This is a genomic window from Pseudomonas sp. S5F11, assembly GCF_019641515.1.
GTDB classification, from domain to species: domain Bacteria; phylum Pseudomonadota; class Gammaproteobacteria; order Pseudomonadales; family Pseudomonadaceae; genus Aquipseudomonas; species Aquipseudomonas rhodesiae.
Map to the genome: position 1 here is coordinate 3,364,810 of NZ_JAIFJZ010000001.1, position 19,003 is coordinate 3,383,812.

18 protein-coding genes and 2 pseudogenes are annotated in these 19,003 nt (G+C 49.0%); 4 read left to right on the forward strand and 16 right to left on the reverse strand.

Annotated elements, in window-relative coordinates; genetic code table 11:
- Window positions 1-67: 67 nt before the first annotated feature.
- Window positions 68-820 (forward strand): SDR family oxidoreductase, encoded by a 753-nt coding sequence (locus tag K1567_RS15160; protein WP_220698616.1) that lies wholly within the window; start codon window positions 68-70, stop codon window positions 818-820.
- A gap of 157 nt (window positions 821-977) precedes the next feature.
- On the opposite strand, the gene K1567_RS15165 is transcribed toward K1567_RS15160, so the two are convergent.
- From K1567_RS15165 to K1567_RS15175, 3 genes are all read right to left on the reverse strand, one after another.
- Window positions 978-1,382 carry a hypothetical protein gene (locus tag K1567_RS15165; RefSeq protein ID WP_220698617.1) on the reverse strand — a complete coding sequence of 135 codons (405 nt, stop codon included), beginning with the start codon at window positions 1,380-1,382 and terminating at the stop codon, window positions 978-980.
- Between the two features lie 125 nt (window positions 1,383-1,507).
- Window positions 1,508-1,966 carry an SMI1/KNR4 family protein gene (locus K1567_RS15170; RefSeq protein ID WP_034095279.1) on the reverse strand — a complete coding sequence of 153 codons (459 nt, stop codon included), beginning with the start codon at window positions 1,964-1,966 and terminating at the stop codon, window positions 1,508-1,510.
- A 45-nt stretch (window positions 1,967-2,011) separates the two neighbouring features.
- Window positions 2,012-5,665, reverse strand: a complete 3,654-nt coding sequence (locus K1567_RS15175; protein WP_405045976.1) for a DUF637 domain-containing protein — start codon at window positions 5,663-5,665, stop codon at window positions 2,012-2,014.
- 338 nt (window positions 5,666-6,003) lie between these two features.
- On the opposite strand from K1567_RS15175, the gene K1567_RS15180 reads away from it, so the two are divergent.
- A complete protein-coding gene (locus K1567_RS15180; RefSeq protein ID WP_259445000.1) occupies window positions 6,004-6,273 on the forward strand; it encodes a hypothetical protein in 270 nt (89 codons plus the stop codon).
- A gap of 212 nt (window positions 6,274-6,485) precedes the next feature.
- Here the strand turns inward: K1567_RS15180 and K1567_RS15185 are convergent, their stop codons facing one another.
- The 3 genes from K1567_RS15185 to K1567_RS15195 all read right to left on the reverse strand — a co-directional run bounded on the left by K1567_RS15185 (window position 6,486) and on the right by K1567_RS15195 (window position 8,678).
- Window positions 6,486-7,028 carry a hypothetical protein gene (locus K1567_RS15185; protein WP_220698618.1) on the reverse strand — a complete coding sequence of 181 codons (543 nt, stop codon included), beginning with the start codon at window positions 7,026-7,028 and terminating at the stop codon, window positions 6,486-6,488.
- Window positions 7,029-7,188: 160 nt separating this feature from the next.
- Entirely contained in the window at window positions 7,189-7,356 is a 168-nt protein-coding gene (locus K1567_RS15190; protein ID WP_169868612.1) for a hypothetical protein, read from the reverse strand.
- 896 nt (window positions 7,357-8,252) lie between these two features.
- On the reverse strand, window positions 8,253-8,678 hold the full coding sequence (locus K1567_RS15195; RefSeq protein WP_034095276.1) for a hypothetical protein: 426 nt from the start codon (window positions 8,676-8,678) through the stop codon (window positions 8,253-8,255).
- Window positions 8,679-9,098: 420 nt separating this feature from the next.
- Between K1567_RS15195 and K1567_RS27540 the strand changes: the two are divergent.
- Window positions 9,099-9,304 (forward strand): annotated as a pseudogene (locus tag K1567_RS27540) (hypothetical protein); the annotation flags it as partial.
- Between the two features lie 649 nt (window positions 9,305-9,953).
- On the opposite strand, the gene K1567_RS15200 reads toward K1567_RS27540, so the two are convergent.
- The 4 genes and pseudogenes from K1567_RS15200 to K1567_RS27550 form a co-directional block, all read right to left on the reverse strand.
- The gene (locus K1567_RS15200; RefSeq protein WP_169868613.1) at window positions 9,954-10,526 is read right to left on the reverse strand and encodes a hypothetical protein; all 573 of its coding nucleotides are present in this window, start codon (window positions 10,524-10,526) and stop codon (window positions 9,954-9,956) included.
- Between the two features lie 657 nt (window positions 10,527-11,183).
- Window positions 11,184-11,720, reverse strand: coding sequence for a hypothetical protein (locus K1567_RS15205; protein WP_169868614.1), 537 nt, complete (start codon window positions 11,718-11,720; stop codon window positions 11,184-11,186).
- Between the two features lie 5 nt (window positions 11,721-11,725).
- Window positions 11,726-12,673 carry an EndoU domain-containing protein gene (locus tag K1567_RS27545; RefSeq protein WP_310794508.1) on the reverse strand — a complete coding sequence of 316 codons (948 nt, stop codon included), beginning with the start codon at window positions 12,671-12,673 and terminating at the stop codon, window positions 11,726-11,728.
- Window positions 12,674-12,832: 159 nt separating this feature from the next.
- Window positions 12,833-15,040 (reverse strand): annotated as a pseudogene (locus tag K1567_RS27550) (DUF637 domain-containing protein); the annotation flags it as partial.
- 267 nt (window positions 15,041-15,307) lie between these two features.
- Here K1567_RS27550 and K1567_RS15215 point away from each other — a divergent pair.
- Window positions 15,308-15,565, forward strand: coding sequence for a hypothetical protein (locus K1567_RS15215; protein ID WP_169868616.1), 258 nt, complete (start codon window positions 15,308-15,310; stop codon window positions 15,563-15,565).
- Between the two features lie 78 nt (window positions 15,566-15,643).
- Here K1567_RS15215 and K1567_RS15220 read toward each other — a convergent pair whose 3' ends face one another.
- From K1567_RS15220 to K1567_RS15250, 6 genes are all read right to left on the reverse strand, one after another.
- The gene (locus K1567_RS15220) at window positions 15,644-16,087 is read right to left on the reverse strand and encodes a hypothetical protein (protein WP_169868617.1); all 444 of its coding nucleotides are present in this window, start codon (window positions 16,085-16,087) and stop codon (window positions 15,644-15,646) included.
- A gap of 110 nt (window positions 16,088-16,197) precedes the next feature.
- Window positions 16,198-16,671: a competence protein ComJ gene (gene comJ, locus K1567_RS15225; protein ID WP_169868618.1), complete on the reverse strand. Its 474-nt coding sequence runs from the start codon at window positions 16,669-16,671 to the stop codon at window positions 16,198-16,200.
- 468 nt (window positions 16,672-17,139) lie between these two features.
- Window positions 17,140-17,526, reverse strand: coding sequence for an SCO4402 family protein (locus K1567_RS15235; protein WP_220698619.1), 387 nt, complete (start codon window positions 17,524-17,526; stop codon window positions 17,140-17,142).
- A gap of 82 nt (window positions 17,527-17,608) precedes the next feature.
- Entirely contained in the window at window positions 17,609-17,746 is a 138-nt protein-coding gene (locus K1567_RS15240; protein WP_169869027.1) for a hypothetical protein, read from the reverse strand.
- 214 nt (window positions 17,747-17,960) lie between these two features.
- A complete protein-coding gene (locus K1567_RS15245) occupies window positions 17,961-18,272 on the reverse strand; it encodes a hypothetical protein (protein ID WP_220698620.1) in 312 nt (103 codons plus the stop codon).
- Window positions 18,273-18,529: 257 nt separating this feature from the next.
- On the reverse strand, window positions 18,530-19,003 hold the full coding sequence (locus K1567_RS15250; protein WP_169869029.1) for a hypothetical protein: 474 nt from the start codon (window positions 19,001-19,003) through the stop codon (window positions 18,530-18,532).

Here is a 19,003-nt window from a genome sequence, read left to right on the forward strand (position 1 = left end):
TATTCAGCGCATAAGCGCATATTTCTCCATATCGACCGCGGTGGTCGTCATTCACCGGAGAATTCAAATGTCACGCTTGCAAGGTAAACGTACGCTCATCACTGGCGGCACCAGCGGTATCGGCCTGGAAACGGCAAAGCACTTCCTGGCCGAGGGTGCTCGCGTGATCGTAACGGGTGTAAACCCCGACTCGATTGCAAAGGCTCAGGCCGAGTTGGGCCCGGAAGTGCCGGTGCTGCGCGCCGACTCCGCCAGCGTGGCAGCACAAAAGGAACTGGCACAAGCCATCAAGGAGCACTATGGCCAACTCGATGTTGCCTTTCTCAACGCCGGCGTATCCGTATGGCTGCCCATTGAGGAATGGACGGAAGATAGGTTCGACCGCTCTTTCGACATCAACGTCAAGGGGCCGTACTTCCTGATGCAGGCGCTGTTGCCGGTCTTCGCAAATCCCGCTTCCGTCGTGTTGACTACTTCCGTAAGCGCGCACGCGGGCGCAAATCGCTCGTCCGTGTATGCCGCAACGAAGGCCGCACTGCTGAACATGTCGAAAACGCTCTCGACCGAATTGCTCGGCCGTGGCATCCGTGTCAACGCAGTGAGCCCTGGCCCCGTCGAGACTCCCCTTTATGACAAGCTTGGTGTTGCGCAAGCGTATCGCGAGCAACTTAACAAAGAGATCGCGGCAACCATTCCGCTTGGGCGCTTCGGTACCTCCGAAGAGGTGGCCAAAGCCGTGCTGTATCTGGCATCCGACGAGTCGCGTTGGACAGTCGGCTCCGAAATCGTTCTTGACGGCGGCCGCCTGCTGAATGGCTGAGTGCGAGAAAAATAGCAGAAATAGGGGTCAGACCACCTATACAGTGGTGCACTAATTGTGGTCTGACCCTATTTTCTCATTTCTGATGGATTGAGGATTGTACGGAGCCTCGGTGCCTTTACCTTATGCACCTAAATCTATAGCCCGTTATAAAAATTTAGCTGTCAATATTTAATCTAATCTGGGCGCCGTCCGGCAGTTCTTTAATTTGACTGGCTATATCTGCTCTAAATCTCATTCCCTCTACAGCATCAGCCAAGTACAAATTATCCAGCACAAACTCACCACTCAGTACGAACGGCACCTTAGGTAACAAACGCTTACCGGCAGGGAGCTGACGGTTCTGCTCTTGCCATTGATGCGCTAACGGATAGCCCGTAAGTACCTCATAATCACTGAGGAGAATTTGCGCCCAGCTTTCAATATCATCAGCTAAATACGCTAACGAGCCTGTTTCGGGGTCAAAGGTATAGACCTTGCTATCTGTACCACTGGCATCGGATTTGCCTACACCGTCGTTGGCTGCTTTATTCAACTCCAATGCCTCTTGTTTTTGCCGCAAAGTGAATTCTTTACCGGGACCAACATTTGGCGGATTTTCAATACTTGAATAATCGACTTTTGCATGAGCGCCTATGTCTTTTGCACCTAGCCTTTCTCAACCATTTTTAAACGCCTAATCATTATTCAACTGAAAGAAATTATTCTTTTTTCTAAGAAATCGATAAAGTTCTTCGCATACAAACTAGAAGTTTTATTAGAAAGATCAAGCCTATAAACAGGATACTCCCCATCATTAAGACCATCGTCCGTGGCAAAATAAAATGACTCCCCTGCGCCCGGCGGTTCACAGATAAATAGCCTCTCCTTCCCACACAACCCATTTCGACCGTTAACGATTGACATATAAACGATATCACCACCCCTTACACTATCAAAATCCATTTCGTAAATACTATAAATCTCCTCCCCAGATATTTCCCCACCAGAATAACACTTCAGCCACCACTTATAGCTATCAGGCAACTTCAACCCAAGATGAGTTTCAGCTTTATAAATCCACTCATCAGCAATCCCGTTACCATAATCAGCAAACTCAACGAAATCCGACTCTTCAATAAGATTAATTATTCTCGAATAATCCACGTCTTATTACTCCCCGCTCCGAGCCCGCATTTTCCAATAATCTGACTAATAAGAGTTAAACTCTTTAGCCTGTTTTGTCAATGTTTTTGCATTCAAATCCATAGGAACTGAAACATAATCAGTCGTAGGGTTTCTGTATTCTGCAGAGTCTTTGTAACGGGTATACCTAAAGCTTTGAGCGGCATTGGATGGGACGTGAAGAACACTGCTATTCTGGCTATGGAAAACAGATCCAACTTCTGCAAGTGAACCACGAGTACCAGCGAATCCATTAACTTCAGTTTGCGAGAGATGATGTAACTCAACTGATTTCCCATCATACCCAATTGGTGCTCGACCCGAGGCCATCCTCTCAAGGTTTGAGCCTTGAACAGTTTTACCTCGTACTCTCCAGGTCGATAGGGCCTCTGGGTCAAAGAGGTCGTTACGTTGATAAACAGTCCTATCTAGAACTGTTGTTTTATTCCAAAAAACACCAGCTTTAGGCGTTGTACTTGTAACATCACTACCCGCCGTCGTACCCGTACCAGCAGAACCTGGCCCTTTTGCACCTTTAGACGGCCCCTCTATGACATTTCTTTCAACCAGCGTACCCGCTTCGTTATCAGTGCCGCCACCAAATACAGGTTGGCCCTTCGTCGCAGCATTAGGATTAACACCGTTCTTTATTACCGACGACAGCTCTCCAGATAACGCCTTCCCCCCATAGTGCGCGACTGCCAACTCCGCCAGCGACTCAGCAGCTCTCTGGCTGAGATCCCCCAGGGGGCTTGCTTCGCCGGGGAATTGCTCTGGGTGAAGCGAAGCTAAAACTCGCCCGCCCTCGGTAGATGTGTAAGGTGCGCCAATCTGATCATATGAGGCAGCCGCACCTGCAAACGCGACAGTGCCCATCGCGCCGAGGGCGAATGGCGCAGCGCAACCAACAATACTCACACAAGCAGGGGAGGCACCAACCATACCAATGTAAGAAAGAGTGCCAGCTCCCGCCCCGCCTGCTGCGCTTGCGGCGTACCCGACGTTCGTGAATAACTCGTTGTTTGCACTAAGCGCGTCGTCTATTCGATCCTTGAAGGTGTAATCAAATTGCCCCGTGCTTTTGAGTAACGCAATTTCCTTGGTAAATTCATTACCCTTGTTTTCCAACTCAACAAGCGATTTGTAATTTTCGTCACTTTTAGGAACAGACGCGCTGCAGTGGGTCAATGCACATGCCGCAGCGTCATATTTAGCCTTGTTCTCAGGGTCGCGTCGACGTAGCTCATCCAGTGCAACGGTCTGCATTTCGTGAAGCGAATGGTTGTACTGCGTAGCATTTTTCGCCACCCAGCCGCCCTTTTCCAAGGATTCAGCGTCAGCGTCTTTCTGCGTCGCCGCTGCGAGCACTCCAATCACTTGTGAGCTCATGGAGAGCAATGTCTTATCGCCATGAACCAGAGAGCTCAAGTGCCCAACTACCGCTTCGTTAACGCCCGCAGCCAAAGCACCTGTTTTGAAACCGCCTCCTGTTGCCTCTGCAAGCAAGCCACCCACCATGGCATGCACAATGATTTTTGGCGGATAGCCTTCGGTCAACCGACCTTTTGTATAGTCTCCAACGGCATTGAAACTGACCGCCGCCAGCGTATTGAATAACGCGCTTTTGAGTGCGTCACTGCCACTGCCACCTTGCCCTAACGCCTTGCCAACAAGCATTGACGTGCCGTTCTGCAAAGTTTGACTCGCAGCAAACTGACCAACCCCAGTCCATGTATTCAAAGGCGGAGACGTAATGTTCCCTGTTCCGTACTCAGTCTTGGTCCCCGTCCAACCATCGAAATAAGCAGCTGTCAGGCCGGCTGTAACGCCAGAAATCACGTACCCCTTCATTGCATCTGACGAGGTCACGTCATTGAATACTGCGCCCAGGTTGCCCCGATTATTAATGACGCAAACTGTTGTGTTAGTTGCTGCTCCCGCTGCGACTGCACCTGATGCCGCACTAATGAAGGTTGCGGTATTCGCCGTCATTGTTCCGGCAGCAACCATTCCGCCAGTAGCGGTGCCCATCGCGCCCGCGGCCAATGGCCCAACCACCGCCGCCATCACAATCGCAATAATGATCTGCGAAGCAGGCCCCAGGCCCGAGTTGCTGTACTTGAAGCTGTCGTGGATCTCCTTGACCTGCCTCCAGTCCACATCACCACGCTTCTCAGCATCCTTGATCCAAGCCAACTGTGGATCGGCCTTAACCATCGCATCGATGGATTGGCTGACTGTCTCCTGATTGACCTGGTTAATGTCGATCTTCAAACCGGCGACAGCTTTAATCGCAACATTGCCTTCAGCAATCAGCTGACTCTGGCGGACGGTTTCGTCGGTGTTGCCTTTACCTTTGGAGGAAACCCAGAACGCATTGTTGTTGCTCTTCTCATGGCTCTCCTGATGCAGATCCTTGACCGCTTCAAAAGTAATCGCGCCACCACTATCCAGGGTGATGTCCTTGCCGCTTTGAAGCTTGGCAAGTTGATAGGTCTGATCTCCTTCACTCTTGAGTATCAGATCGCCGCCCGTCTTGATTTCAGTACCGACGTTGGTAATGCGAGTGACCTCGTCGCGCTGGGTTTTCTTGGAACCCCAGCCGCTGTTTTTCTTCATGTCATACAACGTATGCGTACTGTTCTGCGCCGCCAACAAACTCAACTTATCCCCGCTATACAGATAAGCCTCATTCCCCGCGCTGATCCTGCTCGCCACGATCGTGGTGTCACGCCCGGCCTGGCTGACGAAGTTCCCGCCCGCCGTCAGCACGCTCGCCACTTGGGTGGTCTGCTCGTCCGCGGTCTTGATGCGTTTCTTGCCGTGCTTTTCCTTGCCATCGACGTTGTGCATGTCGCTAACGGAGGCGATGTTGAGGTCGCGGCCGGCGGCGATGGTGAGGTCTTTGCCGGCGGTGGCAGTGCTGCCGATGATGTTGACGTCTTGCCCGGCTTGCATGTTGATGCTGCCGCCCGCCGTGACGCTGGCGGCGAGGTTTTTGACGTCGGTGGTGATGCTGGATTTCTCGCCGCCGTCGCGGATCTCGTGTTTGACGCGGGTGTCGCTGGCGGCGATGAGGTTGAGGTCGCGGCTGGCGGTGAGGTTGGCGTCGTTGCCGGCGGTGAGGGCGCCTCGGTTGATGAGGTCGCGGCCGGCGTCGATGGCGAGGTTTTCGCGGGCGACGATGGTGCCGCCGCTGCCGTCGGTGAGGGTGCGCATGCCGACGCCGTCACGCACCTGGATGGCGGTGGTTTCGTTGGTGATGTCGCCTTTGAGCGCCGTGAGGCTGACTTGTTTGCCGCGAATCTCGCCGGCCATGGCGTTGCGGATGCTGTCCTGGGCCAGCAGGCTCAGGTTGTTGCCGGCCTCGACCAGGCCGCCGGTGTAGATGCTGCCGCTGCTGACGGCGGAGAGGTTGTTGCTGGCGCGCAGGGTGCCGACGTTGATCAGGTCGCCGCCGGTGACCAGGTTGAGGTCGCGGCCTTGGATCAGGCTGTTGCCGCGCACGTTGCGCGACTCGGCCTGGGCCAGGTAGAGCACGGGCACGAGGACGGTCTGGCCGTCGATGACGCGGTTTTCCATCCACACGATGTCGTGGGTCAGGGCGCCGACTTGCTGGCTGGTGAGGGTGACCCCCAGGCTCAGGCGCAGCACATCTTTGCTGGCCAGGGCGTTGTCCATCAGGTAGCGGAACTGGTCGGCGTCGCTGTACAGGCCGCCGGCGAGGAAGCGTTGGCCTTTTGATGCCCTGCGCGTTTTTTACGCGAAGGACTTATGTCTGCCGGTTGCCCCCATGGCGATTCGGTTTTAACGACCTGACGGTAGAGAATGTGCAAGCTGGTGGCTTTTTTGCAGCCACTTGCGCGCCTGCAAAGTCGTTTTATGACGGCTGTGCGCGGGAGACCTTCGGGTCTGCAGGTTTTCTCTACTGCCGGTTCGCCAACCTGCGTACAGCTGTCACCCATTCGTTTGGCGACGTTTGAGTGATGGTATTTATCACTTAAGTAGAGAGCTTAAATATGAACCGATACATGCCTTTAACGAGCCACGACGCAACCATTCCCGCGCTGGTGATCGACACGCAAGCGCCCCTTGATGTTCTCTGTAACGCCGCCGCGTATCGTATTCGCTCGGTGACGCAGTTTTTGGAGAACCTGGCGTTTCGGGAGGAAATCAGCAGTGATGCCGTTGTGCTGCATGATCTCGCGCTGTTGCTGGCTATCCCGCTGAGGGATGGGTGCGATCTGCTGGATGTGGTTGGACGGAAGTTGAACTCGCAAGTTTCGTAAATAAAAAAGGGCGGTTATCTGGTAACCGCCTCGCTTAGAAATTTAAGCAGAAAATAAAACTATTTTTTAAAGAGCTGTGATTGAAAGAGCGCAAGAAACTCAGAAAAAATCAAAAGAGAACACTAATGTCACTCTGAGAATTAGAATGTGACTGCCCGACATTCTTTAGGTCTAACACCGGCTCACTTTCCATCTTCGCTTCATTCTCTCAATCAAAACGTCACATAGATCCCCTTTTTTACTGAATTAGCTTGACTGAGAAAACTTTCGTAACTTTCCAACTCTTCGATAAAATCATCTTGCATCTCGCCCTTCACTCCCTCAATCTTTTTTAGACTTTCACCCACTTCATGGGTAGTTTGAAAGTACGACCCCATTTTACCAGGATCAAAAAACTCGCCATCTACACCTACTGGCGCGCCCAAAAAAGGAGAAATATTTAGCTTACCTCGATTGGAAATTTTCTCTTGAAAATCTGCCCATTTCACTCCTAATCCATGATCATCCTTCGGGGAATAATATTTCGTCAGCGCAAAGTCCCCATATTGATGAGCATCCATGTCTTCGATCATGTCCTCCCAGTCGTCATCCAGCGCATCTCCCTCATAGGGATCGACCAAAAGCTCTTTGTTAGAAAGAATAAAACAACGTAGGGGCTCAATATTTCCAGAGCGCAAGGAAGCTTCCAATAACGGCCTAAGCTCACTATCAAAACTATCAAAGTCAAAAATGAATGCTTTATGCTCGAAACTCATAATCTAGACTCCTAATTCTTTTTTGGCAAAAAATCATACGAGAGTACAGGTCAGATGTCGCAAGCAAGCCTAGAGAAACAGGGGACATTTATTCAACCAGCTTTTCTAACACTATGCTGAATTCGGCCCCCTATTCCCTCAGTAGTCTAGCCGCATTTCCTCAATTGCCGTCCTGATCCAAAACCCTTATCTCGCGCCAGTAGATATTTTCTGGTAAAGCCTGATTCTGGGTAAACAGAGAGATCACCTCTATCACATCATCAACATTAAACCACTCATCTTTATTTAACGGAACACGCCCCCCCACCAAACGAAAGTAAGGTTCCATCTTCAAAGTTCGTACTTGAGTTTTAATGATAACATCTAAACAACTTTTTACTTTTAGCGTCAAGTCGTTCAATAAAACAAGTAGATCTGCCTCCAGCCACTTGCACGTAGTTACCGTTATAATCAGTGATGCATGCGAACGAGCTAGGGCCGTAGCTTTTTAATTTTTTAGCTCTTTTATAAGCTGCGCCTGATTAGAACCAACTATTACAGGACTATTTTCGGCTTCGAGCTTCATATTTACCACCTCCATGGCACCTAGCAAGTTGTAGCGCTTTCGATGACTTTGCCCTCTAGTCGTCCTTTTCCTTACTCCCCAAACTTATTAACAAAATAATCGGTAAATTCTTGGTCGCTTGTCTTGCTAGCGGTTCCGCTTTTGACCTCAAGACCATGTAATGTACCGTTTGCATTACGGAATTTCTCTGGGTCTGAGCCCTATCCCCGCTGCGGGATGGTTGTGATTTGTTGGACGTAATTGGAAGGAAATTTAATTCGCAGAATTCATAATAAAATGTGGGCGGCTTTCAACCGCCCTACTTGAGAACACCGAAAGTCAATAAAAATAGGTAAGCTTTTAAAGAGCGCACATAAAATCAACAATCAAGACATCTTCAATCAAATTGTGCCGCCTAAAATCTCTTGGAAAATTAGGATTCAGACCACTATTCTTCTATTAGTAAACCCTAGGACGGCGAGCCATCTAAACCCCTAAGTGGATAAGAGCTTTCAGCTTCGCCGCCTATCACAGACCAACTAAATAGAATAACTGATTACAAAAATAAATCATATTTTTAAAGAGCAACTCTGCTGAACTCCAAAAAACGCTACCCCGTAGAATTCAAAAAAACTGCCCTCTCATGTCGCCCCCAACCGCCCAGACATTTTTCCGCCAGTTCAAAACGTCCTCCTAACATGAACATAATTAACCAACTTACTGTCAATATCATAATGCACAGTTATCGCATTCCCTCTCACTAAGAACTCGCACCCCGGACTCGTGGGAGCCCTACCGGGAATTCGAATGGAGGGCACATTACGCAAAGGCTTACCATATTTAGCAATTGATTCTTCAATTGTTTCAACATCCGCACAAGCAGTTTTAGTTTCATCATCAGCTGGAAAATACTCATCAGAGGCTTGATAATAAACGCGGTATGCAACAATAACACCTTCACTACCCGCCTGAAAATAGACCCCACACTCCGGCAGTTTTAGGAACTCATCACCCTCAACCTTTACGTACTCGACTATCGACTTATCTTCTCTAAACTCCGCAAGAGCATCAATTAACGACACATTTAAGTATTCATTTGGATTCATATTTAAGCCCCATTCCTTCAAATAACCTTTTGTTTAATTCGTGAATTTGATTTCGCGTATTGTCTATTTTACTAGCCGACCATCCTTCGTTCTTCCACACAGGCATCCAAGTGTCTATATCCGCTTCCGCGGCCTTATAAAGATCGGAGCCATCTAGCTTTATTTTTTCTGAATTATTTCTTCCGCCGAAAGTGTCTTCAAATCCCCAACGTAGAACGTGTGCCCCACGTCCACCGTCAGGTTGAAGGTCTGGCCCACCGGCAAGTAAAGCTCCAGCGACTCCACTTCAGAGGACGTGTTGTCCGTATCGCCATCAGCCAGGGATTGAAGTTGCTCTCCCGGTTTAAGATCGATAACCGGGATGAAGTCGCGCTTGGCCGGAACATAGAACGGGTGACCCGGCGTGACTAGCAGGGTTTCGCCCTCAGCTATCGTATTCGCGCGGTGACGCAGTTTTGGAGAACTTGGCGTTTCGAGAGGAAATCAGCAGTGATGCCGTTGTGCTACATGATTTCGCGCTGCTGCTGGCTATACCGCTGCGGGATGGTTGTGATTTTTTGGATGTAAAAGTGGGCGGCTTTCAACCGCCCTACTTGACAACACCTAAACTCAATAAAATGAGGTAAGTTTTAAATAGCGCATATATAAAACTAACAACCTAGACATTTTCAATCAAATCGTGCCACCTAAAACCACTTGGAAATCACCATCTAAATCATCGAAACAAACTTCATAATCAAGTACAGCCAACCGCTCTGTCAACGACTCGATAATTTTCTCAACAATATTAATATCAATTTTCTTTTACGATAGATTTCAGCAAACTCTTTATACGCAGCCGCACCTTCTTGCAAGAAACCCAGAAGCGGAAACCGCTTCAATTTATCCGGTAATGACTGCCATGTGCTTTGATTAGCTTCCCTCCAGAAAGACAAACTTGCATTATTGTTGGAAAATGCAGGTTCATCTTTAAAAGCTCAAAATTTTTCGGTCACGTCATCCAATGCCCGTGCGGACTCAACAATGGATTTCCATCTAGAACCTTACCTACAACTCTTTCTCAAGTAAAATTTATAAAGTACTCGGTACTCCTTACCTTCTTCGTGGATGTCCCAATTTCCTAACCACCTGCTTAGAAAAATCAAACAGGTGAAAATAAATTATTTTTAAAGAGCTCAATCCCTACAATTTTCCAAAAGATATCAAAAAAAAACAAAGGAAACTGACGCGATGTCGCTCTAAAATTTAAATCCACTATGACCTCAATTACGCATTCTACCTCTTTACCAAAGTCATCCAGTGCTCGTATGTCTCTCGAAGTCGGCTTCCACTTCTGGAGCCATCGGCGATCCCGCATGCGAATGCATTAGAAGCTCTTACAGGATTTGTAGGTAGTAAGCCTGGACCAGATATGACAGGCTGGCCATAATCTGCCTCTTTTTTGCTGCCTCTTAATTGAACCCAATCGAGCTCTGGATTATTTCTAACGGCAACATCCCCGTAATACATACCAACCATAACAGCCAATGACTTTTCTTGATCCGACAGGGGGTCAGCTTCGAACTTATCCACGCCACTCAGAAAATTCTCCTCAACGTGGTCATCTTTTAGGGTTGGATGTTTTGTAGTAATTACGAAAAAAAGCCACTCACCTAGCAAACCCAGCGACGCAGGTGAGAAATCCGCACTCCAGCCTTCATATCCAGGGGTCTGCCAAACGGTGTGAATCAACTCATCCAAACAGTAAGGTTTGTTAAGCATGAACCATTCATAAAAAGCATCTCTATCTTTGTCGCTCATAGATACAAATGCTGTTGTAACTGGCGAATAGGCTATTGTGAACTTCATGATTAATGCACCTTTATCTTAATACCGGCTTCGGACAACGCTTTTTCTAGTGCCGCTGCGGGTCCAACACGGCCTGTAACGGGACTTCTGAAGAAGTTCCATGTTACCCCATTGACCAAGCCGCGTCTCAACAACTCAGCGTCCTTAGCAACTTGCAACGCTGTATTTGCATCAAGCGATGTGTATCCGACCTTAGATTCATGAGCAATACTACCTGGAGCTAGTTGATCAACAACACGAGCGCCCTGCGTTGTTTGAAAGGTTACCTGAGGTTGCCCCCCTAGAGATTTCAGTGCTTCCTCCCCAATTCTTCCCGTTACTCCAATTTCCAGCGACGGATTAGGTGAAACGATTCGCGTTGAGCTCTCTACTGTAAGCGTGTAGTAGTTACCGTTGCCACCCAGGTAGATCTGATTGCCGCTGCTGTCAAGCGTTCCGGTGGCTTTGTAAATTCCTCCACCGGGGCCTGTAAGATTGTGAGCGTCTTAATTTTTTGTCGGTTTTCAACATTCAGGTCTTTTGTGACACAACCGCATAATGCAAATACGGCGCACAGAAGCGCAGTAAAATTCTTCATAGCCATCCTTGATTATTAATCGTTAAATAACTCACTCACCGAAAATATTTAAGACGACGAAGAAAAAATATACATCCCACCTACCGCTGTTGATGCTTATCTGCTTTCTTTTTACGTGACAATTTAACTTTCCGCGTATTTTCGGCTATTTCCGTATCGGTAAGACCTAACCGCCCACCCAATTCGAGATAGCGATTTAGAGCTTGCTCGCCCTCCATTTCGTACTCCACATCAAAACAAACATTTGCTGCATACCCTTCATGAGCACCGACATAAAACCTTAATACTGAAATAACATTTTTCGTACGCATCAAAACTTTGAAATCTTCTACAAACTCACACTCTAAAAATATGTACTCGTTAATGACTCCCACGTGATGAGCATTACCTGTTCCCAAATACGCTTTTGCTCCTGCGCTTTCTAAAGCTTCCAAGCGCTCAATCCATCCAACTGCTGACAAACGGCTGTTCACATCATCGGACAGCCAAGCGGCTATTTCTCTAACGCCAACACTTTCTGGTGAAGAGAGCCGTGGGTCCGCGTTTGGGTCTGTGGCCCAAACGTCTAAACGGTTAAGTTTAGAAGTTTTCACAAAATGAATTTTACCCATAGCCATATTTATCAATTTTTCCCTTGATAGACTGGCCAAGCTGTCGCGCCCGTACCGTCTGGTTTATCGTAATAACCTTCTATCTTCAATCCGCTTGGAGATGTTCCCTTCCACTTAGATGTGCCAGGGATTGGTGAGGAGTTTTGGAACGCACCTTCGATCTCCAACTGAGTCTGCCTCTTACTCCACATAGCAGGATAAAACGTTGTTTCACCTTGCTTAGGCACCCAAGCACCGTTTGACGGATCACGGATGGACACATACCCCTTTGTCACACCAAACGCATCGGCTTCACCGCTGACTCTGTCCACCTGAACAGTCGGAGATCTCAAATAATGTCCGCCCGTACCTGATTTTGAGCCATCTTGTCGAATATTTACGCCGCCATCAAGGATATGATCAAGCCGAATGCTAGTAGCGTTGGCGGGTTTTCCCGCTTGCTGCTGAACCAGTTCGAGCGGCGTAGGCGACGGTTTGAAACCATCCAAATATAGGCCTGGTGTGCGCCCATCGTCCTTTGTAACTGGAGAAGTTTTTGGGTAGACGCCGAATCCATCCGCATCTGCCGAGATACCAGGTCCTTTATCAATAAGACCAGCCGTAGCTTTACCAACCGGAACTTTGTTGAGCCAGCCCTCGGTAACCAACGCATTACCCAGGTTGACGAGCATCGCAGCCTTTTCCGATGCATCCAGCGCTTTACCTGCTGCTCTTTCAAGCCAGGTAGTTTTTTTCATCCACTCGTTTAGGTGCGTTTCCTCAGCAGGGGTAAGCCATTTCTCTTGTATATACTTGGCGAATATAATTTCATCGTCAGTCGCATAGGTCGCGCCCCATGGGTCTACACCTTGAGCGGGAGAAGCAGGTTTTTTAGGATTCCCAACAAGCATCCCGTACATATCGTAAGACACTGTGTGCTTGAACGTATCCAGGAGTTTTTGCGCAACGGGATCATCCATCTTGATCGTTGCAGACCTGATGCTTTCTGCACATTCGCGGGATTCACAGGCACTGATTGCTGCGGAGCGCGATGCTGAAAGTTCCTCATACTTTTTAATAATGCCGCGGACTTTTCCGTCAGAGCACTCTGTGCTGGCTCGACAACCTTCCAACTCATTCAGCAGTTTTTCGGCTGTTGGATGATCAAGGCTGTTGAAAGACGTCGCTTGCTGAGCAATCCATCCAGCGACGGCTTGATCCTTGTCAGAACCGCCCGTCGCGGCACTAACCGTCACACCTATCAGTTGTGAGGTCATTGCTAACAGCTGATCGTGCATCGGCCCATCAAAAATCGAGTCGCCCAGGGCCGTGACGAATGCTTCGTTGGCTCCGGCGGCTAGAGCGCCAGACTTGAAGCTGCCGCCCGCTGCCTCTGCGAGTAGACCGCCAACAATGGCATGAGCACCCACCTTCGCAGGAATTCCCGTGAACTCTAACTGGGTACCCAATTTGTTATAGACAGACGCACTCAGCACGTTGGCTATCGAGCTGATACCCGCTTGAGTAAGGGTCTCACTCAAGCTACCGCCATTGAGTGCGGTGTTAGTGACCGCACCGAAGCCTTGTTGCGCCAAGGTGTAGCCCGCAAATTTTGTGAAGCCCTCCATCTCTCCCAAATTAAAGCCATGGGTAGCAGAACCGGCTTCCTCGGGCGATACCGAATAGGCTTTGTCGAGCACACCTGCAGCAAAACCAGCAGCGATTCCTGATGCAAGATAACCCTTGAGGCTATCGCTTGAGGTAACGTCCTTGAATGTATCGCTCAAGTTACCTTTGTTATTGATCCCGCTGACGACACTCTGAGTAATCATCGCCGTGTAGCTGGCAGATGCAGCGGCACCAGCAGCAGTACCTATGGTCGCGGCGGTAGTAGCACTCAACCCCGCCGCCGTTGCTGCGCTTGTTGCGCCTGCGCTGGCAGATGCACCAGCCGCCGCAGCCGCTCCGCTACCGGCCGTCAAGACCGTCACAACAATGATCACGACAAGCATCGCACCGGTGCCCATGCCGGAGTGGCTGTACTTGAAGGAGTCATGCGTTTCCTTCACAAGCCGCCAATCGACATCGCCCCGCTTTTCAGCGTCTTTAAGCCACGCAAGCTGTGGGTCTGCCTTCACCATAGTGTCGATGGTTTGGCTGATGGTGTTCTGACTAATTTGCTTTACATCAATGTGCAGGCCATTGACCGCTTTAACGACCAAATCACCTTGGGAAATTAATGCCGTCTGCCGCAGGGTCTCATCGGTGTTGCCCTTCCCCTTGGAGCTGTTCCACGCTAAGTCACTTTTGCTTTTCTCATGACTTTCCTGATGCAGGTCCTTGACCGCCTCAAACGTTACTGCCCCTCCGCTGATCAACGAGAGGTCCTTGCCACTCTCAAGCTTGGCCCGCTGATACAACTGATCACCGCTACTGACCAGGGACAAATCACCACCAGTCTTGATCTCAGTCCCCACATTCGTAACGCGTGTCACCTCATCGCGCTTGGTCTTCTTCGCGCCCCAGCCACCCTTCTCCTTCATGTCGTAAAGGCTGTAGGTGCTGTTCTGCGCCGCCAACAAACTCAACTTATCCCCGCTATACAGATAAGCCTCATTCCCCGCGCTGATCCTGCTCGCCACGATCGTGGTGTCACGCCCGGCCTGGCTGACAAAATCCCCACCCGCCGTCAGTACGCTCGCCACTTGGGTGGTCTGCTCGTCTGCGGTCTTGATGCGTTTCTTGCCGTGCTTTTCCTTGCCATCGACGTTGTGCATGTCGCTAACGGAGGCGATGTTGAGGTCGCGGCCGGCGGCGATGGTGAGGTCTTTGCCGGCGGTGGCAGTGCTGCCGATGATGTTGACGTCTTGCCCGGCTTGCATGTTGATGCTGCCGCCCGCCGTGACGCTGGCGGCGAGGTTTTTGACGTCGGTGGTGATGCTGGATTTCTCGCCGCCGTCGCGGATCTCGTGTTTGACGCGGGTGTCGCTGGCGGCGATGAGGTTGAGGTCGCGGCTGGCGGTGAGGTTGGCGTCGTTGCCGGCGGTGAGGGCGCCTCGGTTGATGAGGTCGCGGCCGGCGTCGATGGCGAGGTTTTCGCGGGCGACGATGGTGCCGCCGCTGCCGTCGGTGAGGGTGCGCATGCCGGCGCCGTCACGCACCTGGATAGCAGTGGTATCGTTGGTGATGTCGCCTCGGTGGGCGGTGAGGCTGACTTGCTTGCCGCGAATCTCACCGGCCATGGCGTTGCGGATGCTGTCTTGGGCCAGCAGGCTCAGGTTGTTGCCGGCTTCGACCAGGCCGATGGTGTAGATGCTGCCGCTGTGACGCCTTGCACGGTTTTGGGAGAGGGGCTTATAGTCCGGCTGTCGCCCATACGGTGATCAGGTTTGGCGACCTGACAACAGAGTGCAAAAGCAATCCGCTTCATGCAGGTGTTTTTGCACCCGCAAAGCTGTGCTCGTTATGGCGGCTGTGCGCGGGAGACCTTTGGGTCTGCCGGTTTACTCTGTTGCCGGTTCGCCAACCTGCGTACAGCTGCCACCCATTCGTTTGGCGACGATTGAGTGGCGGCTTCAACCACCAAAAACAGAGTGTTAAGTATGAATAGATACATGCCCCTAACCGGCCACGACTGCACCGTCCCAGCGCTGATCATCGACACCCAGGCACCCCTCGACGTCCTTCACGACGCCGCCGTGCACCGCATTCGGGCCGTCACCCAACTGCTGGAAAACCTGGCCTTACGCGAACAACTCAGCAGCGATGCCGTAGTGCTTTCAGACTTCGCCCATTTGCTGGCCATTCCGCTGCGCGACGGGTGTGATTTGCTGGATGTCATCAGTCGCAGGCTGAATGCCGATCCGTACTGAGTTAAAATCGGGCGGCCTTAGTGTCGCCCGCTTTATGCGTGAGCAATTCAACTTAATAAACCGGTCCACTTTTTTTCGTCATTTCACGCAGCAAACCTGATCATCCGAAAGATAATAAAGTCCCTCCAGCTTTCCGCAAATGGAAGGAAGACCGAAAACCGGTTCTGAGGCATAAGAAATAGGCAGCTCGGATCTAATCGAACTGGCAAACTCCGAACTTTCCCACGCTGGAGTGACTATACCGCTCCAAAAACTTACTGCGCCTCCCATATCAGACAATATAACAGGCTTTACGTATTCAATTGCGGCATTGAAGTCCCAATATAAATAACCGCGATACACAGCGCCACTTTCACCATGAAAATCAGTTCGAACGATAATCTGAAAATCTGAGCACGTTTCCTGTTCGGCGAGGGGGCGTACAGTTGATTCATCCTCCACGGTTTCGTCCATCGGAAAAAACCAAACACTACAGCTATCAAGATCATCAATCATTAGCTCATATACTTGTTTGTCCGACACAAATCGCCCCCTATGTAATTAAATACAACAAAAGTGGGCAGAATTACTTAATAGGTTTTCAACTCTAATTTAAATAAATCTGTCCCTTTTCTACCCATTTCTCCGAATTCTTATCCCGCAGGAACCGCATCGATATCAAACTCACCTTGCTCGTTAATGTCGGCGTCTGCTCTCAACACCTCAAAATCGCAGCCCCCTAAATTCAAATGGACATTTATTTCATACACTCCACTTGAGGAGGGTCTTATAAATTCGACCTGAAGAGAATAATCTCCTTCAGGCAGTTCTAGAGAAACCGTACTCGAAATACTACCAATCTCAATATTTCTATCTATCACCGAGAAGGGAACTTTAAAGGCCCGAACCACGGCTGCGCTTATAGCGGGCACTTGTTCGTTAATGAAAAAGCTAATTATATGATCTCCTTCATCAATCAAAGCTCTAAAAGAGACACTCCCTAACCTCCACGCAAATCCTTGCGCATAACTACGATCACTCCAATCATTATACGGCTGATCAAGCGAGCTTAAAAACACGCAAAATTGCGAATAAGACAAATATATACTTTCTCTAAACCTAGCCATTAGTCCACCACCTTAATTCTGACTTTCTCGCCATCGGACAGTCCGCGACATGCATTACCTATACATGCGCCAGCCTCCATATTATCTTTCGAGCTTATGGATCTAACACCCGCTCCAGTCCCACCCTCTTTAAACATTGCCGGTGGATACTCATCTAACTGTTTTCCAGGGACCTTAGGAAGACCACCAATAGAGTCCTTTCTGTTCCCGGGAGCACCAGGCCTATCAATTGTTAATACATCAGGATGACCGGCATTTTGCGCATCTGAAATATGCTCTGCCGCTTCCCCATATTTCCCACGGGATATTAATATTTCGTCCCCTTTTCACAATGTGGTCCCGATTGAATGTGATCACCCGATGCCTTGTACCTCGCTTCATGCACTAGGTAGACGCTGAGGGAGAAACCAATAAAACTAGCAGCATCCACACAGGGCCTTTCTCCTATTCACCTGCCTCGACTCTCTTCTATTTTGAAAGCAGAATACTTAGAGCATCCTTAGAAGCATTAACCACCCAAAGCCACTCTTTTTTCTCCAAATATTCTTTGTCAGAAAGTTCAGTACCGTACTTATCAAAAACCAAATCAAGTGCACTTACTACATTTTCAACGGACCTTGCTTCTATTTCATCCCTCAGGACCAAACCTATCCAATTGGAAGCGTTTTCAGCTAACCCCGTATCATCGTATAAAAAATGTATTGTGTAATTTAACTCGTCATAATCTAAACCCGGCGATGACCGTTCTACCCAAGCCTGGTACTGATACTCAAGGTCTGACAATCCACTCAAGTATGAAATGAGCTCCTCTCTCATACTGCGAAATTTTAGTTCGGAGAGTTCTAGATTTTCCATTTTTTATATTCGCTCAGAGGTATATGGACTTGTTCCGCATGTTCCTTAATCGATCCACTAACAGGCTTCCCGTCCCTACCTATCACCCGACCACTGACTCGGCACGCTGTAGCAGCGCCGGATCGGCGAGCAGCTTAAAGAACGCATGGGCATTGCTGTTTTTGGCGTGCTGCTGAATGCGCTGCTGTTGATGCCTGACGATTTGACGTCTACGATTCAAGCGGGCTGTCCTTGTTCTAGTGGTGTGTGTTCGCAACTATCACCGTAGACCAAGGGCGGCCTTTTTTCATTTTTTGTAATCAGATCAGCCGGTTAGCTGTTAAGTAAGTGCCATCCGGGACAGATTTATCTAATAGGCTTTTCAAGCCTAATTCAAATAAATCTGCCCACTTTTCTTATGGGGAGAGAAAAGTATAAACATTACTGATTAGCAATCAACGGAACCGCTCAATCAGATCCGCCTCGATCTGACCGAGTAAGCTATCCTTATCTTCACCATTTTCCACAATCAAATAATTCCCTATCTGACTGTCGTGATAAACAGTTAACATAACCCCATTACATATCAACACCCAACGCCGAGAATAAATATTATCAGCGGTTTGAACTGGGCTCGCCTGCCAATGTTTTTTTAAATATTTTACAATCGAGTCAAAACCATCCCAATCAGAAGAAAAGCCTAAATGACGCTCGACTCTCCCATCAGAGTTAACTCTTTTAGTTATAATTGGCAACGACTCATCCATTCAGTCAACTCCAAGACGCTTATTAACCTCTGCTCTAGTTCTTTGCGAACTGTCTAAAACAGCTTTATAAACAGAAAAAGGGGAGACCACTATTCCCCTATGAAGGGGATATGTTTATTTAATGTACTTTGCAGCTAAAATTAAATAAATTCGCCCTCTTTCCCCAATGGTCATAACCCCGTTTTCGTCGCCATTACGTTTCTACCGACAAAGAACATCATTACGTCACCCACCTGAATTTTCTCTGCCCATTTAACTTATCCTATAGAAACTTCGTATAAAGTGTCCGGTGGGGCCTGCGCACGTTCGAAATCTGACAAAACGACATCAACAACACAAGAAACATTAACTTGTTTAATTGCTTCTATTTGGCTACTGTCTGAAATTGAAAATACAAGTTTTTTACATTCACAAATTGCAACAATCTCAAAAATCGCCGCCAATAAAATCTTAACTCTTTCTACCGGATCACCAGGAAACCCAATATCCGAATACAGCGGATCATACTGATTATAATCAGTCAAATATGTAGCATTGGGATACCCGGGTCTATCCCCAATCAGAAACACAAAGGTTTCTTCGCTTGGCAATAACTGTGGCGGATAATTAAATAGCTCCGCGCTGCTAATTTTGAATATCCCCAAATCGCTTTCGGAAATATATTTATCCAACGCCACCCAAGCGTCCGGGCTGGGTGGCGGAAAAACATATCCACATACATCATTCGACAT